The sequence below is a fragment of the Blastococcus sp. SYSU DS1024 genome (assembly GCF_054050795.1).
In genome coordinates, this window is the sequence record NZ_JBJHAA010000006.1 from 1 (window position 1) to 18,558 (window position 18,558).

The 18,558-nt window shown below is 74.8% G+C and carries 15 protein-coding genes; 8 read left to right on the plus strand and 7 right to left on the minus strand.

Features of this window, described 5'->3' with window-relative positions; genetic code table 11:
* Nucleotides 1-127: 127 nt before the first annotated feature.
* Together ACI79S_RS07345 and ACI79S_RS07350 are read right to left on the minus strand one after the other, a co-directional pair.
* On the minus strand, nt 128-1,744 hold the full coding sequence (locus ACI79S_RS07345; RefSeq protein ID WP_456592787.1) for a long-chain fatty acid--CoA ligase: 1,617 nt from the start codon (nt 1,742-1,744) through the stop codon (nt 128-130).
* 140 nt (nt 1,745-1,884) lie between these two features.
* Nucleotides 1,885-3,093, minus strand: a complete 1,209-nt coding sequence (locus ACI79S_RS07350; protein ID WP_456592788.1) for a cytochrome P450 — start codon at nt 3,091-3,093, stop codon at nt 1,885-1,887.
* Between the two features lie 228 nt (nt 3,094-3,321).
* Here ACI79S_RS07350 and ACI79S_RS07355 point away from each other — a divergent pair, with 228 nt between their 5' ends.
* A complete protein-coding gene (locus ACI79S_RS07355) occupies nt 3,322-4,254 on the plus strand; it encodes a DUF5926 family protein (RefSeq protein WP_456592789.1) in 933 nt (310 codons plus the stop codon).
* A 54-nt stretch (nt 4,255-4,308) separates the two neighbouring features.
* On the opposite strand, the gene ACI79S_RS07360 is transcribed toward ACI79S_RS07355, so the two are convergent.
* The 3 genes from ACI79S_RS07360 to ACI79S_RS07370 form a co-directional block, all read right to left on the minus strand.
* On the minus strand, nt 4,309-5,625 hold the full coding sequence (locus tag ACI79S_RS07360) for a M20/M25/M40 family metallo-hydrolase (RefSeq protein WP_456592790.1): 1,317 nt from the start codon (nt 5,623-5,625) through the stop codon (nt 4,309-4,311).
* The gene (locus tag ACI79S_RS07365; protein ID WP_456592791.1) at nt 5,622-7,121 is read right to left on the minus strand and encodes an MFS transporter; all 1,500 of its coding nucleotides are present in this window, start codon (nt 7,119-7,121) and stop codon (nt 5,622-5,624) included. Before ACI79S_RS07365 ends, ACI79S_RS07360 begins: the two co-directional genes overlap by 4 nt.
* 141 nt (nt 7,122-7,262) lie before the next feature.
* Nucleotides 7,263-8,486 carry an arginine deiminase gene (locus ACI79S_RS07370; protein ID WP_456592792.1) on the minus strand — a complete coding sequence of 408 codons (1,224 nt, stop codon included), beginning with the start codon at nt 8,484-8,486 and terminating at the stop codon, nt 7,263-7,265.
* Between the two features lie 107 nt (nt 8,487-8,593).
* On the opposite strand from ACI79S_RS07370, the gene ACI79S_RS07375 reads away from it, so the two are divergent.
* On the plus strand, nt 8,594-9,361 hold the full coding sequence (locus tag ACI79S_RS07375; protein ID WP_456592793.1) for an SDR family oxidoreductase: 768 nt from the start codon (nt 8,594-8,596) through the stop codon (nt 9,359-9,361).
* Between the two features lie 78 nt (nt 9,362-9,439).
* Here the strand turns inward: ACI79S_RS07375 and ACI79S_RS07380 are convergent, their stop codons facing one another.
* Entirely contained in the window at nt 9,440-11,092 is a 1,653-nt protein-coding gene (locus tag ACI79S_RS07380; RefSeq protein WP_456592794.1) for an FAD-binding oxidoreductase, read from the minus strand.
* A 38-nt stretch (nt 11,093-11,130) separates the two neighbouring features.
* On the opposite strand from ACI79S_RS07380, the gene ACI79S_RS07385 reads away from it, so the two are divergent.
* Nucleotides 11,131-12,630, plus strand: coding sequence for a glycerol-3-phosphate dehydrogenase/oxidase (locus ACI79S_RS07385; RefSeq protein WP_456592795.1), 1,500 nt, complete (start codon nt 11,131-11,133; stop codon nt 12,628-12,630).
* Between the two features lie 153 nt (nt 12,631-12,783).
* Nucleotides 12,784-13,578, plus strand: a complete 795-nt coding sequence (locus tag ACI79S_RS07390) for a class I SAM-dependent methyltransferase (RefSeq protein ID WP_456592796.1) — start codon at nt 12,784-12,786, stop codon at nt 13,576-13,578.
* A gap of 3 nt (nt 13,579-13,581) precedes the next feature.
* Here ACI79S_RS07390 and ACI79S_RS07395 read toward each other — a convergent pair whose 3' ends face one another.
* Nucleotides 13,582-14,664 (minus strand): FUSC family protein, encoded by a 1,083-nt coding sequence (locus ACI79S_RS07395; protein ID WP_456592797.1) that lies wholly within the window; start codon nt 14,662-14,664, stop codon nt 13,582-13,584.
* A 274-nt stretch (nt 14,665-14,938) separates the two neighbouring features.
* Here ACI79S_RS07395 and ACI79S_RS07400 point away from each other — a divergent pair, with 274 nt between their 5' ends.
* From ACI79S_RS07400 to ACI79S_RS07415, 4 genes are read left to right on the plus strand one after another with little or no spacing between them, the layout of a single operon-like run.
* A complete protein-coding gene (locus tag ACI79S_RS07400; protein ID WP_456592798.1) occupies nt 14,939-15,568 on the plus strand; it encodes an ABC transporter permease in 630 nt (209 codons plus the stop codon).
* A complete protein-coding gene (locus ACI79S_RS07405; RefSeq protein ID WP_456592799.1) occupies nt 15,561-16,751 on the plus strand; it encodes an ABC transporter ATP-binding protein in 1,191 nt (396 codons plus the stop codon). The genes ACI79S_RS07400 and ACI79S_RS07405 overlap by 8 nt, the downstream gene beginning before the upstream one ends.
* Nucleotides 16,748-17,569 carry an ABC transporter permease gene (locus ACI79S_RS07410; RefSeq protein ID WP_456592800.1) on the plus strand — a complete coding sequence of 274 codons (822 nt, stop codon included), beginning with the start codon at nt 16,748-16,750 and terminating at the stop codon, nt 17,567-17,569. Before ACI79S_RS07405 ends, ACI79S_RS07410 begins: the two co-directional genes overlap by 4 nt.
* On the plus strand, nt 17,569-18,558 hold the full coding sequence (locus tag ACI79S_RS07415) for a glycine betaine ABC transporter substrate-binding protein (RefSeq protein WP_456592801.1): 990 nt from the start codon (nt 17,569-17,571) through the stop codon (nt 18,556-18,558). Before ACI79S_RS07410 ends, ACI79S_RS07415 begins: the two co-directional genes overlap by 1 nt.

Below are 18,558 nucleotides of genomic sequence, written 5' to 3' on the forward strand. Positions count from 1 at the left end.
CCCCCCCCCCCCCCCCCCCCCCCCCCCCCCCCCCCCCCCCCCCCCCCCCCCCCCCCCCCCCCCCCCCCCCCCCCCCCCCCCCCCCCCCCCCCCCCCCCCCCCCCCCCCCCCCCCCCCCCCCCGCGGGTCAGCTCTTCACCTGGTACTCCGCGAACCGGCTGCGCAGGTCCTTCTTGGAGAACTTGCCGACGCTGGTCTTGGGCACCTCGTCGATGAACTCGACCGCTTCGGGCATCCACCACTTGGCCACCAGCGGCTTGAGGTGGTCGAGGATGTCCTGCTCCGTCGCGGTCTCGCCCTCCTTGAGGACGACGCAGGCCAGCGGGCGCTCGTCCCACTTCGGGTGCGGGATGCCGACGACAGCGGCCTCCTTCACCGCAGGGTGGCTCATGATCGCGTTCTCCAGGTCGACCGAGCTGATCCACTCGCCGCCGGACTTGATCAGGTCCTTGGTGCGGTCGGCGATGCGGATGGAGCCGAACTCGTCCATCGCGGCGACGTCGCCGGTCTTCATCCAGCCGTCGGCGGTGGTGAGCTCCACGCCGGCGTCGGGGTTGTAGTAGTCCTGCGCGCACCAGGGCCCGCGCACCTGCAGCTCGCCGGTGGCCTTGTCGTCCCACGGCTGCGGTTCGAGGGTGTCGGAGTCGACGATGCGCGCCTCCACGCCGAGGAACGGGATGCCGGCGCGGGCCCGCTGGGCCGCCTTGGTCTCGTCGTCGGCGTCCTCGTAGCGCTTGGGCAGCACGCCCGACGATGCCACCGGGTGGGTCTCGGTCATGCCCCACGCCTGCAGGATCGGGATGCCGATCTGCTCACGGTAGGCCTCCGACAGCGCCTTCGGCACCGCGGAACCACCGCAGCCGATGTCACGCAGCTTGTGCGGCTGGCCGGCGAGGTGGGGGAGCACGCCCTGCCAGATGGTCGGGACGCCGGCGGTGAAGGTGACGCCTTCGTCGACGATCAGCTTCGCCAGCGCCTCCGGCTGCATGAGCGCACCGGGCATGACCAGCGAGGCGCCGGCGGCGGGGGCGGCCTGGGCGATGCCCCAGGCGTTGGCGTGGAACATCGGCACGACCGGCATCGCGACGTCGTGGATGCCGAGGCCGAAGGCGTTGGGCGCCATCACGCCCATGGTGTGCAGGAACGTCGAGCGGTGCGAGTAGACGACGCCCTTCGGGTTGCCGGTGGTGCCGGACGTGTAGCACATCGAGGCCGCGCGCCACTCGTCCGTGACGCCGAACTCGACCGGCTGCGCGTCGGCGAGCAGCGCCTCGTAGTCGAGGATGCGGGGGTCGTCGGGGATCTCGTTCCCGCCGCCGTCGTCCATGACCACGACCTGCCTGACCGTCTTCATGGTGTCGATCAGCGGCCACAGCAGGGGCAGGACCGTGCGGTCGACGAAGATGACCTCGTCCTCGGCGTGGTTGGCGATGTAGGTGAGCTGTTCGGGGAAGAGCCGCACGTTGAGGGTGTGCAGCACGCGCCCGGTGCAGGGCGCGGCGAAGTACAGCTCCAGGTGCCGCTGGCTGTTCCAGCCGAACGTGCCGACCCGGCCGTCGGCACTGATGCCCAGGGTGTCGAGGACGCCGCCCAGCTTGCGGGTGCGCTGCGCCCACTCCGCGTAGGTCGCCCGGGTCACGCCGCCGGGATTGTTGGTGACGATCGTCCCGTCGCCGTAGTGCTGCTCGACGTGCCGGAAGATCGAGTCGATCGTGAGGGGGTAGTCCTGCATCAAGCCGCGCATGTGCGGATCCTGCCAGTGACCGCGCTCACCTTCCACCGGTGCTGCGACGATCAGCTCACCTGATCATCGCGTGTCCTCCCTCGCGGTGGGCGGTGAGGGAGGACGCCCCGCGGTGAGGGAGGACGCCATCGGTGCCGCGGTCAGCCGGTGAGGACGACGGGCAGCGTCTCCAGGCCGCGGATGACGAACTCGGGACGGCGCACCGGCTCGCCGCCGAGCTCGAGCGCCGAGGTCCGGTCCAGCAGCGCGCCGAAGGTCGCCTGCAGCTCGACCCGGGCCAGCGGTGCCCCGATGCAGAAGTGGATGCCCGCACCGAAGGCGATGTGCGGGTTGTCGGTGCGCCGGACGTCGAGGGTCTCGGGGGCGGTGAAGACGGCGGGGTCGTGGTTGGCCGCGCCGAGCAGCGCGGCGATCTTCTGCCCCTCGGCCACGGTGACGCCGCCGAGCTCCACGTCGGCGGTGGCGGTGCGCTCGAACAGCTGCAGCGGCGGGTCGAAGCGCATCAGCTCCTCCAGCGCCGCGGGCAGCAGTGACCGGTCTGCCCGCAGCGCGGCCAGCTGGTCGGGGTGGCGCAGCAGCGCCAGCATGCCGTTGCCCGTGACGTTCACCGTGGCCTCGTGGCCGGCGTTGAGCAGCAGGATGCAGGTGGTGACCAGCTCGTCCTCGGTCAGCCGGTCCCCGTCGGCGTCCCGGACGGAGACCAGGTGGGAGAGCAGGTCCTCGCCCGGGGCGGTGCGGCGTTCGGCGGCCAGCTGTCGCAGGTAGGTGACGAACTCGTCCGCTGCACGCTCGGCCGCCTCCTCGACGGCCACCGTGCGCCCGTACTCGTACATCTTCACGATCGCGTTCGACCACGGCCGCAGCAGCGGGCGGTCGGCCTCGGGCACGCCCAGCAGCTCGGCGATCACCGCGACCGGCAGCTGCTCGGCCATGCCGGTGAGCAGGTCGACCGGCTCCGACCCGGCCGAGCGCTCGACCAGCTCGTCGGCCAGCCGGCCGGCCAGCTCCTCCACCCAGGGCCGCAGCCGCTCCACGTGCCCGCGGGCGAACGCGCTGGTGATCAGCCGCCGCAGCCGGGTGTGGTCCGGCGGCTCCATCTCGAGGATGGCGTTGCGGTGGATGAGGTTGAAGCTGCCGAACCGCTCGGCCGGCTCCTTGTCCCGCCAGATGCGCCCCAGCCGGCGGTCGCGCAGCACGGCGTTGGACTCCGCGTGGGTCAGCGCCAGCCACAACCCCAGCCCCTCGTGCCACTGCACGGGCGCCTGCGCCCGGGCCCGCGCGAACGCCGGGTACGGGTCGGCGACGAAGGAGGGGGCGGTGAGGTCGAGCGCGTCGACGTCCAGGGACACGCCGGGAAGCCTAGGAGCCCGCCCGCGGCGTCCGGCACCGGCGGGCCCGCCGACGAGTTCGACGAACTCGTGGCGATCAGCGGCTGATGGCCACGAGTACGCATGACTCGGCGGCGATGGCGGCGATGGCGCGGTGGCGGCAGGGACCGGGGGTGGAGACGGCGACGCGCCCCCCGCCCGCGCATCCTCGGGGCGGGGCCCCGCGCGCGGCCACCTACGCTGACCCGCATGGCTTCCCGCAAGCGCTCCACCGCCACCGCCGCCGTCGCCGAGGGCGGCATCAACCCGAAGGCGCCCTGCCCCTGCGGGTCGGGCCGTCGCTACAAGCACTGCCACGGCTCGGGGTACGCCCCGCCGGTCGTCCGGCCGTTCGAGGGCCTGCCCGGCGAGGCCGACTGGGTGGCGCTGCGGGAGCTGGTGCCGGCGGCGACGGCGACGCTGCGGTCGGCCGACGGGCGCGAGCTCACGCTGGCCAGCGTCCTGCCCGGCGGCGCCCCCGGTCTGGTGCGCGCCAACGGCCAGATCCTCGTCGGCGCCCAGCTGGCGACGTCGTCGGACGACGTCAGCCGCGACCTAGGCACCGCCGTCGCCGCCGCGCTCGAGGCCCCCGCCGGCGCGCCGGTGGACCCCGGCCCCATCGGTGGCGCCGGCTCGGCCGGCCCGCGGCTGCAGGAGGTCCTCGACCTCACCGCGCCGCTCGAGGTGACCGTGCACGACAGCTTCGACTTCTGGCTGGAGGGCACCGACCCCAGCCCCGCCGCGCGCGCCGGCCTGACGCAGGCCAACGAGGCGATCCTGCCCACCGTCCGGCTGGAGGGGCTGGGAGCCGCCTACTGGGTGCGCCCGGGCAACGAGCGGGCGCACCTGCGCTGGGTGCGGCCGGAGAAGGAGGAGCAGCTGCTCGACGCGCTGGCCCGCCTGTCGGCGTCCGAGCAGATCCTCCTCGGTGAGGGCACCCGCTACGCCGGTGCCTTCCGCGCCCACGGCCTCGTCGTCCCGGTGTGGGACCTGCCGGCCGACACCCCGGCCGAGGACTGGGTCGCGCCGGCGACCGAGTTCCAGAGCCGGCTCGAGGCGGCCCTGGCCGAGACGGCCCCGCTGACCGCCGACGAGCGGCGCGCCCGCGCCGGGCTGCTCTCCCGCCAGATCACGCTGCGCTGAGCGCCGTCCCCGCGCCCCTGCTGCTGGGGCGCGGGGACGGCGGCAGCCGGAGCGTCAGAGGTTGCGGACCAGGTGCCGGAAGAACTCGACGCCCCGCTCCAGCGTCTCGACCCGGATGCGCTCGTCGGCCGCGTGGAGGGCACCGAGCTCCTCGCGGCTGAGGTCGAAGGGCATGAACCGGTAGACGCTGTCGCTGATGTCGTGGAAGTGCCGGGCGTCGCTGGCCTGCACCATCACGTAGGGCGCCACGGTCGCGTCGGGGTAGACGGCCAGCGCCGAGGCCCGGACGGCGGCGAAGGCGTCGTTGTCGGCCCGGGAGATCGTCGTCGGATCGCTGCCCGAGACCACCCGCACCTCCACGGCCGGGTCGTCGATCACCCGGCGCAGCCGGTCGACGGTCGACTGCACCGTCTCGCCCAGGGCGATCCGGATGTTCAGGTGCGCCGTCGCCCGGGTGGCCAGCACGTTCGCCGCCCGGCTGCCCTCCAGCTGGGTGACCGCCACGGTGGTGCGCACCATGGCGTTGGCCTCCCGGCCGGCGCGGGACAGGACGGCGGCCAGCGCGGGGCGCAGCCGGTGGGCCCGGCCCAGGACCGCGCGCACCGGCGCGGGCGCCTTCGGCCGCACGGCCTCGATCATGCCGAGGACGACGTCGTTGAGGCGGGCCGGGAACGGGTGCTCCTCCAGGGCGACGATCGCTCGCGCGAGCCGGGCCGGCGCCCCGTTGGGCGTGGGGGAGGAGGCGTGCCCGCCGGGGTCGCTGGTGGCCAGCTCCACGTCGAGCAGGCCCTTCTCCGCCAGGCCGACCACGCCGATCTGCCCGGGTACCCCGGGGAACATGCCGCTCACCACGGCGCCACCCTCGTCGAGCACGGCCCACGGCCGGATGCCCCGCGCGCGCAGGGCGTCCACGGCCAGCCGGGCCCCGACCCCGGCGACCTCCTCGTCGTTGCCGAAGGAGAGGTAGACGTCGCGGCGCGGGGTGAAGCCGGCCGCCGCCAGCGACTCGACCGCCTCGATGATCGCCACCAGGGAGCCCTTGTCGTCGATGGCGCCCCGGCCGTGCACCACGCCGTCCTCGATCGAGCCGGAGAACGGGTCGCGGCTCCACTCCTGGCCGTCGACGGGGACGACGTCGTAGTGCGCCATGAGGACCAGCGGCGGCTCGTCGGTCGTGCCGCGCCACCGGTACAGCAGGGCACCGTCGCCCAGCAGCTCGCGTTCGAGCACCTCGTGGGTGGACGGGTAGAGCTCGGCCAGCCGGTCGCGGAACCGGTCGAACACCGTCCGGTCCACCCGGTCGCGGTCGCGGGAGGAGACGGTGGGGATGCGGATCAGCTCCGCGAGCCGTTCGGCCGGTCCGGTCGTCACGCCCGGCTCCTCTCGTCCGCGTCGGGCAGGGGCGCGTCGGCCACGGGTCTGTCGGAGAAGGCCAGCCGCGGCACGAACACCAGCGCCACCGCGGCCAGCAGCGCCGTCGTCCCGCAGACCACCCAGACCGTGATGTAACCCGACAGCGAGCCGGCGGTGCCCGCCGACCCGTCGGGCAGCAGCGGGACGTTGGAAGCCAGCGCGATGGCGAAGGCGGCCGAGGCGAAAGACCCGCCGAGCACCTTCGTGGTGTTGGTGAGGCCGGTGGCCACCGCCGTCCGGCCGACCGGGGCCGCGGCGGCAGCCGCCGCCGGGAGCGCGGCGACCAGGGCGCCGGAGCCGAGGCCGGCGATCGCGATGCAGGCGAGCATCTGCGCGAGCGTGTCGTGGAAGGGCACCAGCAGCAGGTAGCCGACGCCGGTGAGCGTGGCCGCGCCGATCAGCGTGCGCCGCGGGGTGGTCAGCCGGCTGACCCGGGAGAACTGGCTCGCGCCGACCAGCATGGAGATCACGTAGGCGCCGATGACGATGGACACCTCGCTCGTGGAGAGCCCCAGCCCGTAGCCGTACACCTCCGGGTCGGTGCGCGCGAACGTGGAGAGCGGGCCCTGGGCGCCGAGCACGCTGATGCCGAAGAGGCCGGCGGTGAGCTGGACCGGCCACATCGAGGAGCTGCGCAGCACCCGGAAGTCGACCAGCGGGTCGTCCTGGCGCAGCTCGTAGAGCACGAACGGGACGAGCAGCACGAGACCGAGCGCGGTGACCGCCCACGGCCAGAGCGCGTCCTCGTTGAGGCGGACGAAGCTCAGGCCCCCGGTGATGACCAGCAGCACCAGGCTGAGCAGGGCAGCACCCGTCGCGTCGACGCTGCCGCCGGTGCGGTCCTCGCTCTCCGGCACGCGGAAGGCGACGATCGCGCAGACGCCGACGACCAGGACCAGCGGGGCCATCAGCACGAGCCAGAAGGAGCCGGCGAGGCTCTGCCCGATCTGCCCGCCGCCGAGCGCGCCGACGATGGCGCCGGCCTGCAGCGCGGCGACGATCAGCCCGGTCGCGCGGCGGGTCTGGCTCGCGGCCCCCGGCGTCCGGCGCGACCGGTCCCAGATCAGCGCCACCTGCAGCGGCAGCCAGACCACGTACATGCCCTGCAGCGCCCAGGCGACGAGGAACAGCGGGAAGCTCTGGGCGAAGGCGAGCACGACCGTGGACAGCGCGACGACCACGGCGGACCACAGCAGCACCCGGCGGTGGCCGTACAGGTCGCCGAGCTTGGCGAGGACCGGCACGGCGATGGCCGAGAGCATCAGCTGGGCGGCCTCGAGCCAGTTGACGTCGGCGTCGTTGACGCCGAGGTAGCGGGCGATGTCGGTGAGCAGCGGGACGTAGTAGCCCTGCAGCACGCCGCTGGTGAACTCGACGAAGACCAGGTAGCCGACGAGCCCGCCGCCGATCCCCGCGATGCGCCCCGTCCTGCGCGCCGTCCCCGTCGCTGCCACCGCGCCGTCCTCTCGCCGAGCGCCGGGCCCGGCGCGGGAAAGGGCAGCGTAGTGGCCGTGATCACGCCGATGGGAGCTCCGGCGCGGAAAGTCCCCCGGTCGCAGCGCCGAGCCGCCGTCCCCGGCGTCGTGCGCCCGGGGTCAGAGGGGGGCGCGGGAGACGGGGCAGGACATGCAGCGCGGGCCGCCCCGGCCGCTGCCGAGCTCCGAGCCGGCGATCCGCACCACCTCGATGCCCGCGGCCTCCAGCGCGGCGTTGGTGACGGTGTTGCGCTCGTAGGCGACCGTCAGGCGCGGTGCCAGGGCAAGGGTGTTGTTGCCGTCGTCCCACTGCTCGCGCTCGGCGGTGACCGGGTCCAGCCCGGTGTCGATCACCCGGAGCTTGTCGATGCCCATCGCGGTCGCGGCCGCGGTGAGGAACGGCTGCGGCCCGGTGACGGCGAGGTCGGTGCTGTCGGCGTCGTCGGCGACCCCGTACGGGGCCGTCACGGTCCAGGCGACCAGCGAGTCGGCGACCGCCGGGTACATGACCATCGCGTCGACGTCGACCATCGTGGCGATGGTGTCCAGGTGCATCGTGGCGCGCTCCTGGGCGATCGGGACGACGAGCACCGTGTGCGCCAGGCCGCGGGCGAACAGCCGCCGCGCGAGCCGCTCCGCGCCACCCGGCGTCGTCCGCTCGCCCACCCCGACCGCGACGACGCCTTCGGCCAGCAGCAGCACGTCACCGCCCTCCAGGTGCTCGAGCCCGGGCCCGTACAGCTGCTCGGACCCGGAGAAGCGCGGGTGGTGGGTGTAGATGGCGGCGGTGATCGTGCTCTCCCGGTGCCGCGCCGGCATGGCCAGCGAGGTCACCGCCACCTCGTCGCCGATCCAGACCGAGGAGTCGCGGGTGAACAGCAGGTTGGGCAACGGGGGGACGACGAAGTCCGAGCGCGCCATGAGCTGGTAGGCGAGCCCGTGGCCGCGCAGCTCGTCGTGCGCCAGGCCCGCGATGAGCGCCGTCGCCAGGTCCTCGGGGGAGAGCCAGGCCAGGTGCCGGGTGGCGTCGCGCTGCAGGGTCGCGCCCAGCCGGGGGTCGTCGACGGCGGCGCCGATCAGCTCGGCCCGGGCGGCCGGGAAGGCGAGGACCTCGGCCAGCAGCGTGGCCAGGTGCAGCACCTCGACGCCGCGGTCGGTGAGCGCCTGGGCGAACGCGTCGTGCTCCTCCTGCGCCCGCGCCACCCACGGGACACCGTCGAAGAGCAGCTGGTCGTTGTTGCGCGGTGTCAGCCGGCGCAGCTCGGGGCCGGGCCGGTGCAGCAGCACGGTGCGCAGCGGGCCGACCTCGCTCGTGGCCCCCGGGGTCGCGGCGGATCCGATCATGGGCGCCAGGCTGGCACACCTGGCTCCGACGCCGCCCGCTGCGGGCCTCGTTAGGGTGCCGGGGGTGGTGCCGACGACGGCGCTGCGACGCCGAACCGGAGGTACCCGTGGACCTGTTCGACCTGACCGGCAAGGTGGCTGTGGTCACCGGGGGCACCCGCGGCATCGGCCTGATGATGGCCCGGGGGCTGCTGCAGGCGGGGGCGAAGGTCTACCTCAGCTCCCGCAAGGCCGAGGCCGGCGACGCCGCCGTCGCGGAGCTCGCCGAGTTCGGGACCGCCGTCTCGATCCCCGCCGACCTCTCCACGGAGGCGGAGTGCGTGCGGCTGGCCGAGGAGGTGGGCCGCGCCGAGGAGCGGGTGCACATCCTGGTGAACAACGCCGGCGCCACCTGGGGCGAGCCGCTGGAGACGTTCCCCGAGTCCGCGTGGGACAAGCTGCTCGACCTGAACCTCAAGTCGCCGTTCTTCCTCACCCGCGCCTTCCTGCCGAAGCTCGAGGCCGCCGCTGCGGAGGGTGACCCGGCGCGCATCGTGAACGTCGGCAGCATCGACGGCCTGCACGTCAACCCGATGCCGACCTACTCCTACGCCGCGAGCAAGGCCGGGCTGCACCACCTCACCCGCGTGCTCGCCAAGGAGCTCGGGCCCAAGGGGATCACCGTCAACGCCGTCGCCCCCGGGCCGTTCGAGTCGAAGATGATGGCCGCCACCCTCGACGCCTTCGGGGCCGAGATCGCCGCGAAGTCGCCGCTGGGCCGCATCGGGCGCCCCGACGACATGGCGGGCGTCGTCGTCTACCTCTCCTCGCGGGCCGGCTCCTACGTGACCGGTGCGGTCATCCCCGTCGACGGCGGGATCGCCACCACGAGCTGACCCGCGCCCGCAGGGCGAGATCTGCACACTCGCCCCCATCAGCACGCTGAAGGGGGCGAGTGTGCAGATCTCGTCGGGCTAGTCGGGCAGCAGGACGCCGGGGTTGCAGATGCCGCGCGGGTCGAGCCGCTGCTTGACCGCCCGCAGCACCTCGACGCCCAGCGGCCCCACCTCGCGCTCCAGCCACGGCCGGTGGTCGGCGCCGACCGCGTGGTGGTGGGTGAGCGTGCCGCCCGCGGCCAGCAGCGCGTCGGTCGCCGCCCGCTTCGCGGTGAGCCACTGCTGGATCGGCAGGGCGTCGTCGCGGTCGGCGATCACGGTGAAGTAGAGCGAGGCGCCGGTGGCGTAGCCGTGCGAGACGTGCGCCAGCACCAGCGGCCGGTGCCCGCCGCGGGTCAGCGAGTCCTGCAGCGCGCGGCGGGTGGCGTCGTACACGGTGGGCAGCGCCGTCCAGGTGGCCGCCGTCTCCAGCGTCTCCACCAGCAGGCCGCCGTCCATGAGCCGGTCGCGCAGGTAGGGCCCCTCGAACCGGTGCCGGCGCCAGGAGTCGCCCACCCGGCGGCCGAGCCGCACGGCCCCGCCGTCGCGCAGCAGCGAGGCGGCGGCCCGCATCCGGGCGCGCACCAGGTCGGGCACCCCTTCCCAGCCCACGACGAGCATGCAGCCCTCACCGCGCCCCCGGGCCCGCAGGCTGCCGCGCAGCGCCTTCGCCCCGGCGCCGGCGGCCATGAGCAGGTTGGCGCGGGTCTCGTCGGCGTCGGAGAGCCGGACGACGTCGGGCAGCAGGTCGTGCCGGGCGAGCAGCTGGAGAGCGGCGAGCCCCGCCGGCCAGGTGCGGAACGACCAGCCCTCGTAGGCGCTGGCCGACGGCTTGGGGCGCACCCGCAGCGTCAGCTCGGTGATGACGCCGAGCGTCCCCTCCGAGCCCAGCGCCAGGCCCAGCAGGTCGGGGCCGGCGGCCGAGGCGGGCGGGGAGCCGAGCTGGAGCACCCCGGACGGCGTGGCCAGCGTGAGGCCGGCGACCAGGTCGTCGAACCGGCCGACCCCGGTCGAGGACTGCCCGGCCGACCGGGTCGCGGCGTAGCCGCCGAGCGTGGCGAACTCCCAGCTCTGCGGCAGGTGGCCGAAGGTGAGGCCCTCCCGGGCCAGCGCCTGCTCCAGCACCGGCCCGCGCATGCCCGGGCCCACGGTGACCAGCGACGAGGGCACGTCCAGCGCCTGCACCGACGACATGCGCGACAGGTCGACGGCGATGGCGGGCCGGTCGTCGGGGTCGACGCCGGCCAACCCGCCGACCACGCTGGTCCCGCCGCCGAACGGCACGACGACGATGCCGCGCTCGCTGCAGAGCGCGAGCAGCGCGGCGGTCTCCTCGGTGGTGCCGGGCAGCACCACGGCGTCGGGGGCGTCGGAGGCGTCGCCCTCCCGCCGGCGCAGCAGGTCGAGGTAGCTCTTGCCGCCGGCCCGCCGCAGCCGCGACTCCCGGTCGGTGCGCACGTGCTCCTCGCCGAGCAGGCCGGCCAGCGCCGTGCGGTCCTCCTCGGGGAGCCGGCAGGGCGCCAGCCGGATCTGCGCCACCGGCACGGGGGGCGTGGACCGCGGTTCCCAGCGCAGCTCGCGCGTGAGGTAGCGGCGCGCGGCCTTGGGCAGGGCGCCGTCGGGGCTCCCGTCGCCCTGGGTGGCGGGGCGCGGGCCCCAGCCCTGGATCGTCAGTTCCGGCTGCTCGGGCACGGCTACAGTCTGCCGGTGCCGCAGCGCTGGACAGCCAGGTGATCGGCTCCCTGTCACCCGCCCGGCGGGCCCGGGATCTCGCGGAAGCGCCCGGCGCGACCGTCGACGTCGTCGTGGTCGGCGGAGGTGTGACCGGCGCCGGGGTGGCCCTGGACGCCGCGGCGCGTGGCCTGTCGGTGCTGCTGTGCGAGCGCGCCGACCTGGCGGCGGGCACCAGCCGGTGGTCGTCGAAGCTCGTGCACGGCGGCCTGCGGTACCTGGCGCACGGGGAGATCGGGCTGGCGCGGGAGAGCGCCCGCGAGCGCGCCGTCCTCATGGGCGCGACGGCGCCGCACCTGGTGCGCCCGCTGCCGTTCCTCGTGCCCGACGCGGCCGGCCGCGACGTCACCGCCCTCGCCGGGCTCGGCGGGCGGCTCGGTGACGCGGTGCGGTTCTCGGTGCCCGGGGGGCGCGGCTCGCTGCCCTCGACCCGGCGGGTGGACGCCGCCGACGTCGGCCGGCTGGTGCCGGGGGTGCGGGCCGGGGGCGGTGGCGTCGTCTTCTGGGACGGGCAGCTGACCGACGACGCGCGCCTCGTCGTCGCCCTGGCCCGGACGGCGGCTGCGCACGGGGCGCGGGTGCTGACCGGGGCGGCGGTGACCGGCGTCGACGGCGCCGACGTGCACGTGGCCACGGACGAGGGTCCGCTGACCGTGCGGGCGGGCGCGGTGGTGAACGCGGCCGGGGTGTGGGCGCAGCGCCTCGCGCCGCGGATCCGGCTGGTGCCCTCGCGCGGCTCGCACCTGGTGGTGCCGGCCGTGCGGCTGGGCTCGCCGGCGGCGGCGCTGACCGTTCCGCTGCCCGGGTCCCGGTCGCGGTACGTGTTCGCGCTCCCGCAGGCCGACGGGCTGGTGTACCTCGGGCTCACCGACGAGCCGGTGGAGGGCCCGGTGCCCGACGACGACGCGGTGCCCTCCGACGCCGAGGTGCGGCTGCTGCTGGACACGGTGAACCAGGTGCTCGCCGAGCCGCTGACCCGCGCGGACCTGGTGGGCGCCTACGCCGGCTACCGGCCCCTGGTGCTGCCCGAGTCGGCAGGCACCGGGCCGGGGGGCGCCACGGCCGACCTCTCCCGGACGCACCTGCTGGTGTGGGACGGACCGGTCCTCTCCGTGGTGGGCGGGAAGCTGACCACCTACCGGGCGATGGCCGAGCAGGCGGTCGACGCCGTGGTCGCCCGGCTCGGGCGCGGGGCCGCGCACTCGGCGACCGCGCGGCTGCCCCTGGTCGGCGCGGCGCCGCGGGTGGCCCTGGACCGGGTGGCCGCCCCGGCCCGGCTGGTGGCCCGGTACGGCACGGAGGCGCCGGACGTCGAGGCGCTCGGGCCGGCGCTGGTGGTGGCCGGGCGGCCGGAGACGGTGGGGGAGCTGCGCTTCGCCGTCCGCCACGAGGGGGCGCGGACGGTGGCCGACCTGCTCGACCGCCGCACCCGCATCGGCCTGGTGCCGGCCGACCGCGAGCGCGCGGTGCCGGTGGCCGAGCAGGTGCTCGCCGAGTAGGTGCTCGTGGCCACGATCAGGTGACCTGATCATGGCGCTTCCTCCCGCACCGTGGGCGCTGAGGGAGGACGCGCCGCGGCGAGGGAGGAGGAGCGGATCTCACATTGTGGACTGCTGGTTCCAGCCAGCGGGACGTTCGGCCACACTGCGACCGTGGACACCTACACGCACGGGCACGCCGAGCCGGTGCTGCAGTCGCACCGGTGGCGCACGGCGGCGAACTCGGCGGGTCACCTGCTGCCGGTGCTGCGCCCGGGGCTCGACCTGCTCGACATCGGCTGTGGCCCGGGGACGATCACCGTCGACCTCGCCGCGCGGGTGGCGCCCGGCCGGGTGCTGGGCCTCGACGTCTCCCCGGACCCGCTCGACGAGGCGCAGGCGCTCGCCGCCCGCACCGGCGTGGCGGTGACCTTCGCCGTCGGCGACGTCTACTCCCTCGACCTCCCCGACGCCTCGTTCGACGTCGTCCACGCCCACCAGGTGCTGCAGCACCTCACCGACCCGGTGGCCGCGCTGCGGGAGATGGCGCGGGTCTGCCGGCCGGGCGGGCTGGTCGCCGTGCGCGACGTCGACTACGCGGCCACCACCTGGTTCCCCGCCGACGACGGGCTGGACCGCTGGCTGGCGCTCTACCAGCGGGTGGCCCGGCGCAACGGCGCCGAGCCCGACGCGGGACGCCGGCTGGTGAGCTGGGCGCACGCCGCCGGGCTGCGCGAGCTCACGGCGTCGACGTCGGCCTGGTGCTTCGCCACCCCGGCCGAGCGGGAGTGGTGGGGCACCTCGTGGGCGGGGCGGGCGACGGCGTCGTCCTTCGCCGAGCAGGCCCTGGCCCACGGCCTGGCGACGCGCGCAGAACTCGAGGAGCTCGCCGACGCGTGGCGCCGGTGGCGGGACGCCGACGACGGCTGGCTGGGCATGCTGCACGGCGAGCTGCTCATCCGCGTCTGAGGCTCACGCCGCGGCGCGCAGACCATCCTGCGCGCCGAGCGCCGACAGGCTGCGGCGGACCCCGACGGCGACCGCGCCGAGGGCGAAGAAGCCCTCGTCGTCGGAGACCGTGCTGGTCCGGACCAGCCCCACCAGCCGGTGCAGCGCGTCGACGGCGCGGGCGAGCCGGGCGTCGCGCTCGTGCGGTGCCGTCCCCTCGCCGGCGCGGAGCACGTCGGCGAGCCCGTCCAGGGCCTCGGCGAGCACCCAGCCGGTCCCGGCGTCGGCGTGGTCGATGCCGCGCCGGTGCGGGTGGAACTCGACGACCAGCGAGGTGAGGTCGTCGACGAGCACCGCGACGCGGTCGACCGCACGGGACTCGTCCCGGATGCTCTCGGCCCGCCCCTTCCAGCGGCGTGCCCGGGGGTTGGCGAGGCGGGCCCGGTCCACCTGGCGCTCGGCGGCGCGCATGCGGTCCAGCGCGCCGTCCAGCCGGCGGTTGCGCTCGGTCCACTCGCCCGGGTCGGGGACCTGCCCCTCGCGCAGGGTCCCGGCCATGTCGGAGAGGTGCTCGGCGAGGACGGCGCGGGTGGCGGCGATCCGGTCGACGGCCTGGGTGAGCTGCAGGGGTGGGAAGAGCACGGCGGTGACCAGGACGCCGATGGCGGCGCCGACCAGCGTCAGCCCGGCGTACCGCAGGACGTAGGGCCCGGGTTGCCCGGCCCCGACGGTGATCATCAGGACGGCGGCGAAGCTGACCCAGGCGGCCTGGTCCCGCAGGAGGCGACGCCACTGCTCGATCGCGATGGCCAGGGCGACGATCAGCGCGATCGTCAGGGCGTCCGGGACCGTCCGGGTCAGCTCGTACACGGCGTAGGCCAGGGCGAAGCCCAGGAGCATCGCGAGGACGCTGCGCCACGCCGCGCTCGCCGAGTCGGCGATCGTCGGGTGGACGGCGATCACCGCGCCGAGCGGGGCGTAGTAGGCGTACTCCGACAGCAGCGGCGGCAGCATGACCGCCACCTGCCAGGCCAGCCCCGCAGCGACCGCGGCCCGCACCCCCCGCTGCGCGGCCGGGCGGTGCAGCCACACCCATACGGCCCTCATCCCGCCCCAGGATGACCGGTGCCCCGCCGTCCGCGCGCGCCGGGGTCCCGGCGGGGGGCGCGCCACCGCGCGAGCGCGCGGACAGGATCTCCCCGGCGCCCCCGGCCGCGGCTACGGTGGTCCGGACGCGGCCGACCTACCGGCGCGTCCCGCCGCAGCGCGGCACCACCGGGGCGCGGGGATCCGTGCCGGGACGAGGAACGACGACGAACCCCTACGACGAACCCCGACGACGACGTCGGGCAGGGAAGGCGTTGCCGCGATGTGGGAGTACGTGACGGAACGTGCCGATCTCATCGCCTTCCAGGCCTTCCAGCACGTCAGCCTCGTGGTCCAGTGCGTCGTCCTGGGCTCGTTCATCGCCGTCGCGCTGGCGGTGCTGGTCTACCGGAACCCGACCGCGACGTCGGCTGCCAACGGGTTCTCCGCCGTCGGCCTGACCATCCCCTCGTTCGCGCTGCTGGGCATCCTGCTGGCGCCGTTCGGGTTCGGCATCACGCCGGCGGTCATCGCGATCACCTTCTACGCGGCGCTGCCGGTGCTGCGCAACGCCGTCGTGGGGCTGGCCGGGGTCGACCGGTCGCTCGTCGAGTCCGCCCGCGGCATCGGCATGAGCCGCGTGCGCACCCTGCTGCGGGTGGAGCTGCCGCTGGCCTGGCCGGTGATCCTCGCCGGCATCCGGGTGTCCACCCAGATGGTGATGGGCATCGCCGCCATCGCCGCCTACGTGCTGGGCCCCGGGCTCGGCGGCTTCATCTTCTCCGGCCTCTCCCGGCTCGGCGGGGCCAATGCCCTCAACTCCACGCTCACCGGGACGATCGCGATCGTCCTGCTGGCGCTCGTCCTCGACCTGCTGCTCGTGCTGGCCGGCCGGCTGACCACCCCCAGGGGGATCCGTGTCTGAGACCCTGCCCGCCCCGACGTCCGCTGCCGAGTCCGGCCGCGACGACCGGAACATCAGCGGCGTCCCGATCCGCCTGGACGGCGTGACCAAGCGCTATCCCGGTCAGGACGTGCCGGCCGTCGACGACGTCACCCTGGAGATCGCCGCCGGCGAGACCGTCATGTTCGTCGGCCCGTCGGGCTGCGGGAAGACCACGCTGCTGAAGATGATCAACCGGCTGATCGAGCCGACCGGCGGGCGCATCCACCTCGGCGACGAGGACGTCACCGACCAGCAGCCCGACCAGCTGCGCCGGCGCATCGGGTACGTCATCCAGGCCGGTGGGCTGTTCCCGCACATGACGGTGGCGACCAACATCGGCCTGGTCCCGAAGATGCTGAAGTGGGACGACGCCCGGGTCACCGCGCGGGTCGACGAGCTGCTCGACCTGGTGGGCCTGGACCCCGACCAGTACCGCGACCGCTACCCGCGCGAACTGTCGGGCGGCCAGCAGCAGCGCGTCGGCGTGGCCCGAGCCCTCGCCGCGGACCCGCCGGTGCTGCTGATGGACGAGCCGTTCGGCGCCGTCGACCCGATCACCCGGCAGCGGCTGCAGGACGAGCTGATCCGTATCCAGGAGGAGCTCGGCAAGACCATCGTCTTCGTCACCCACGACTTCGACGAGGCCGTGAAGCTCGGCGACCGGATCGTCGTCTTCGACGTCGGCGCGCGGGTGGTGCAGTACGACACCCCCGAGCGGATCCTCGCCGAGCCCGCCGAGGAGTACGTCGCCGACTTCGTCGGCGCGGGTGCCACCCTCAAGCAGCTCACCCTGACCCGGGTGGGGGACGTGGAGCTCGAGCAGCCGACGACGGCGACCGTCGGCTCGGACTCCGTCGCGGCGGTCGCGGCGGCGCGGGCGGCCGGCGACGACTACGTGGTGGTGGTCGACCAGCGGGGGCGGCCGATCAGCTGGCCCACGCTGGCCGAGCTCGAGCGGACGTCGACGGTGCCCGGCGCCGTCGACGAACGGCTCCCCGTGGTCGGGCTCCGCTCGACCCTCAACGACGCCCTGGACGCGATGCTGGCGGCCAGCCAGGGCGGCGTCGTCGTCACCGGCCGTCGGGACGTCCTGGCCGGCGTGATGGCCGTGGAGGCCGTGATGGGGGCCATCCAGCGCACCCGCAGCGGGGGGGACGGATGACCGCCTCCACCGGGCTCCGTCCGGACGGGACGCCCGATCCGACGGCCCCGGAGCCCGCGACCCAGGCGGCCGACGAACGCGCGGCGCAGGCGGGTGCCGGCGGCTGGCGGGCCCTGCTGTGGCAGCCGGTCATGCTGGCCGTCGCGGTGCTGGCGTTCGTCGTCTGGCGGCTGACCGCCGACCTCAGCGAGACCGAGTCCCGCCAGCTGGCCTGGGACGCCCTGTCCCGGACCGTCGTGCAGCACCTGCAGCTCACCGCGGTCGCGGCCGTCATCGTGCTGGCCATCGCCATCCCGCTGGGCGTCGCCCTCACCCGCCGACGGCTCCGCCGCTTCACCCCTGCAGTGCTGGCCGTCGCCAACACCGGCCAGGCGGCCCCCGCGATCGGCCTGTTCGTGCTGATGGCGACCTGGCTGGGTTTCGGGTTCGGCACCGCGGTCGTCACGCTGGTCCTCTACTCGGCGCTGCCCGTCCTGCGCAACACCCTGGTCGGCATCCAGGGCGTCGACGCCCGCCTGGTGGAGGCCGGCCGGGGCATGGGGATGAGCGCCCTCGCCGTGCTGCTCCGCGTGGAACTGCCGCTCGCCGTGCCGGTGCTGCTGGCCGGCGTGCGGACCGCGCTCGTGCTCCTCGTCGGCACCGCGACCCTGGCCACCTTCATCAACGGCGGCGGGCTCGGCCTGCTGATCACTACCGGGATCAACCTGTCGCTCGACGCCCTGCTGATCAGCGGGGCGGTGCTGGTCGCCCTGCTGGCACTGGCCATCGACTGGCTGGGCCGCGTCGTGGAGCACGTCGCCCGCCCGAAGGGACTCTGATGCGCGCGCGCCCGCCCGCCGGACTCGTCGCACTGGTCGTCGCGGGCTGCCTGGCGACCAGCGGCTGCGGCCTCCAGGCCGCCACGCAGTACACCCCACCGTCGGCACCCGGCAGCATCGAGCCGATCGACGGCGCCGACGGCGCCGAGATCGTCGTGGGCGCCAAGAACTTCACCGAGCAGCTGATCCTCGGCAAGATCGCGGTGATCGCGCTGCAGGTCGCCGGTTTCGAGGTCGTGGACCGGACCAACATCCCCGGCTCCGTCCCCGCCCGCCAGGGCATGGTCGACGGCGACATCGACATGGAGTGGGAGTACACCGGCACGGCCTGGCTCTCCTACTTCGGCGAGCCGGAGCCGATCCCCGATCCGCAGGAGCAGTGGGAGGCGGTGCGGGAGGCCGACGCGACCAACGGCCTGACGTGGCTGCCGCCGGCGGAGGCGAACAACACGTACGCCTTCGCCGTCCGCAGCGAGGCGGTGCCCGAGCTGGGCGGCATCTCCACCCTCTCCGGGATCGCCGAGCTCCCGGTCGAGGAGCGGACGTTCTGCGTCGAGTCGGAGTTCGCCAGCCGCAACGACGGGCTCGCCCCGATGCTCGAGACCTACGACATCCCGCTCGGGGATCCGCAGGGCGTGCCGCGGGACAACATCCGCATCCTGGACACCGGCGCGGTGTACGAGGCCACCGGCGACGGGCTGTGCAACTTCGGTGAGGTGTTCACCACCGACGGCCGCATCCCCGCCCTGGATCTCACCGTGCTGGAGGACGACCGGCAGTTCTTCCCGGCTTACAACATCTCCCCGGTCGTGCTGACCGAGACCCTGGAGGAGCACCCCGAGCTGGCCGACCTCTTCGGCCGGATCACACCGCTGCTGACCGACGAGGTGCTGCAGATGCTCAACGCTCGGGTCGACGTCGAGGGGGAGGAGCCCGCCGACGTCGCGCTGGACTGGATGGTCTCCGAGGGGTTGGTCACCCGCGGGTGA

Coding starts and splice junctions, on each gene's coding strand:
- ACI79S_RS07345 (WP_456592787.1), bottom strand. CDS start 1,744: ATGCGCGGCTTGATGCAGGACTACCCCCTCACGATCGACTCGATCTTC.
- ACI79S_RS07395 (WP_456592797.1), bottom strand. CDS start 14,664: ATGAGGGCCGTATGGGTGTGGCTGCACCGCCCGGCCGCGCAGCGGGGG.
- ACI79S_RS07410 (WP_456592800.1), top strand. CDS start 16,748: ATGACCGCCTCCACCGGGCTCCGTCCGGACGGGACGCCCGATCCGACG.
- ACI79S_RS07355 (WP_456592789.1), top strand. CDS start 3,322: ATGGCTTCCCGCAAGCGCTCCACCGCCACCGCCGCCGTCGCCGAGGGC.
- ACI79S_RS07415 (WP_456592801.1), top strand. CDS start 17,569: ATGCGCGCGCGCCCGCCCGCCGGACTCGTCGCACTGGTCGTCGCGGGC.
- ACI79S_RS07370 (WP_456592792.1), bottom strand. CDS start 8,486: ATGATCGGATCCGCCGCGACCCCGGGGGCCACGAGCGAGGTCGGCCCG.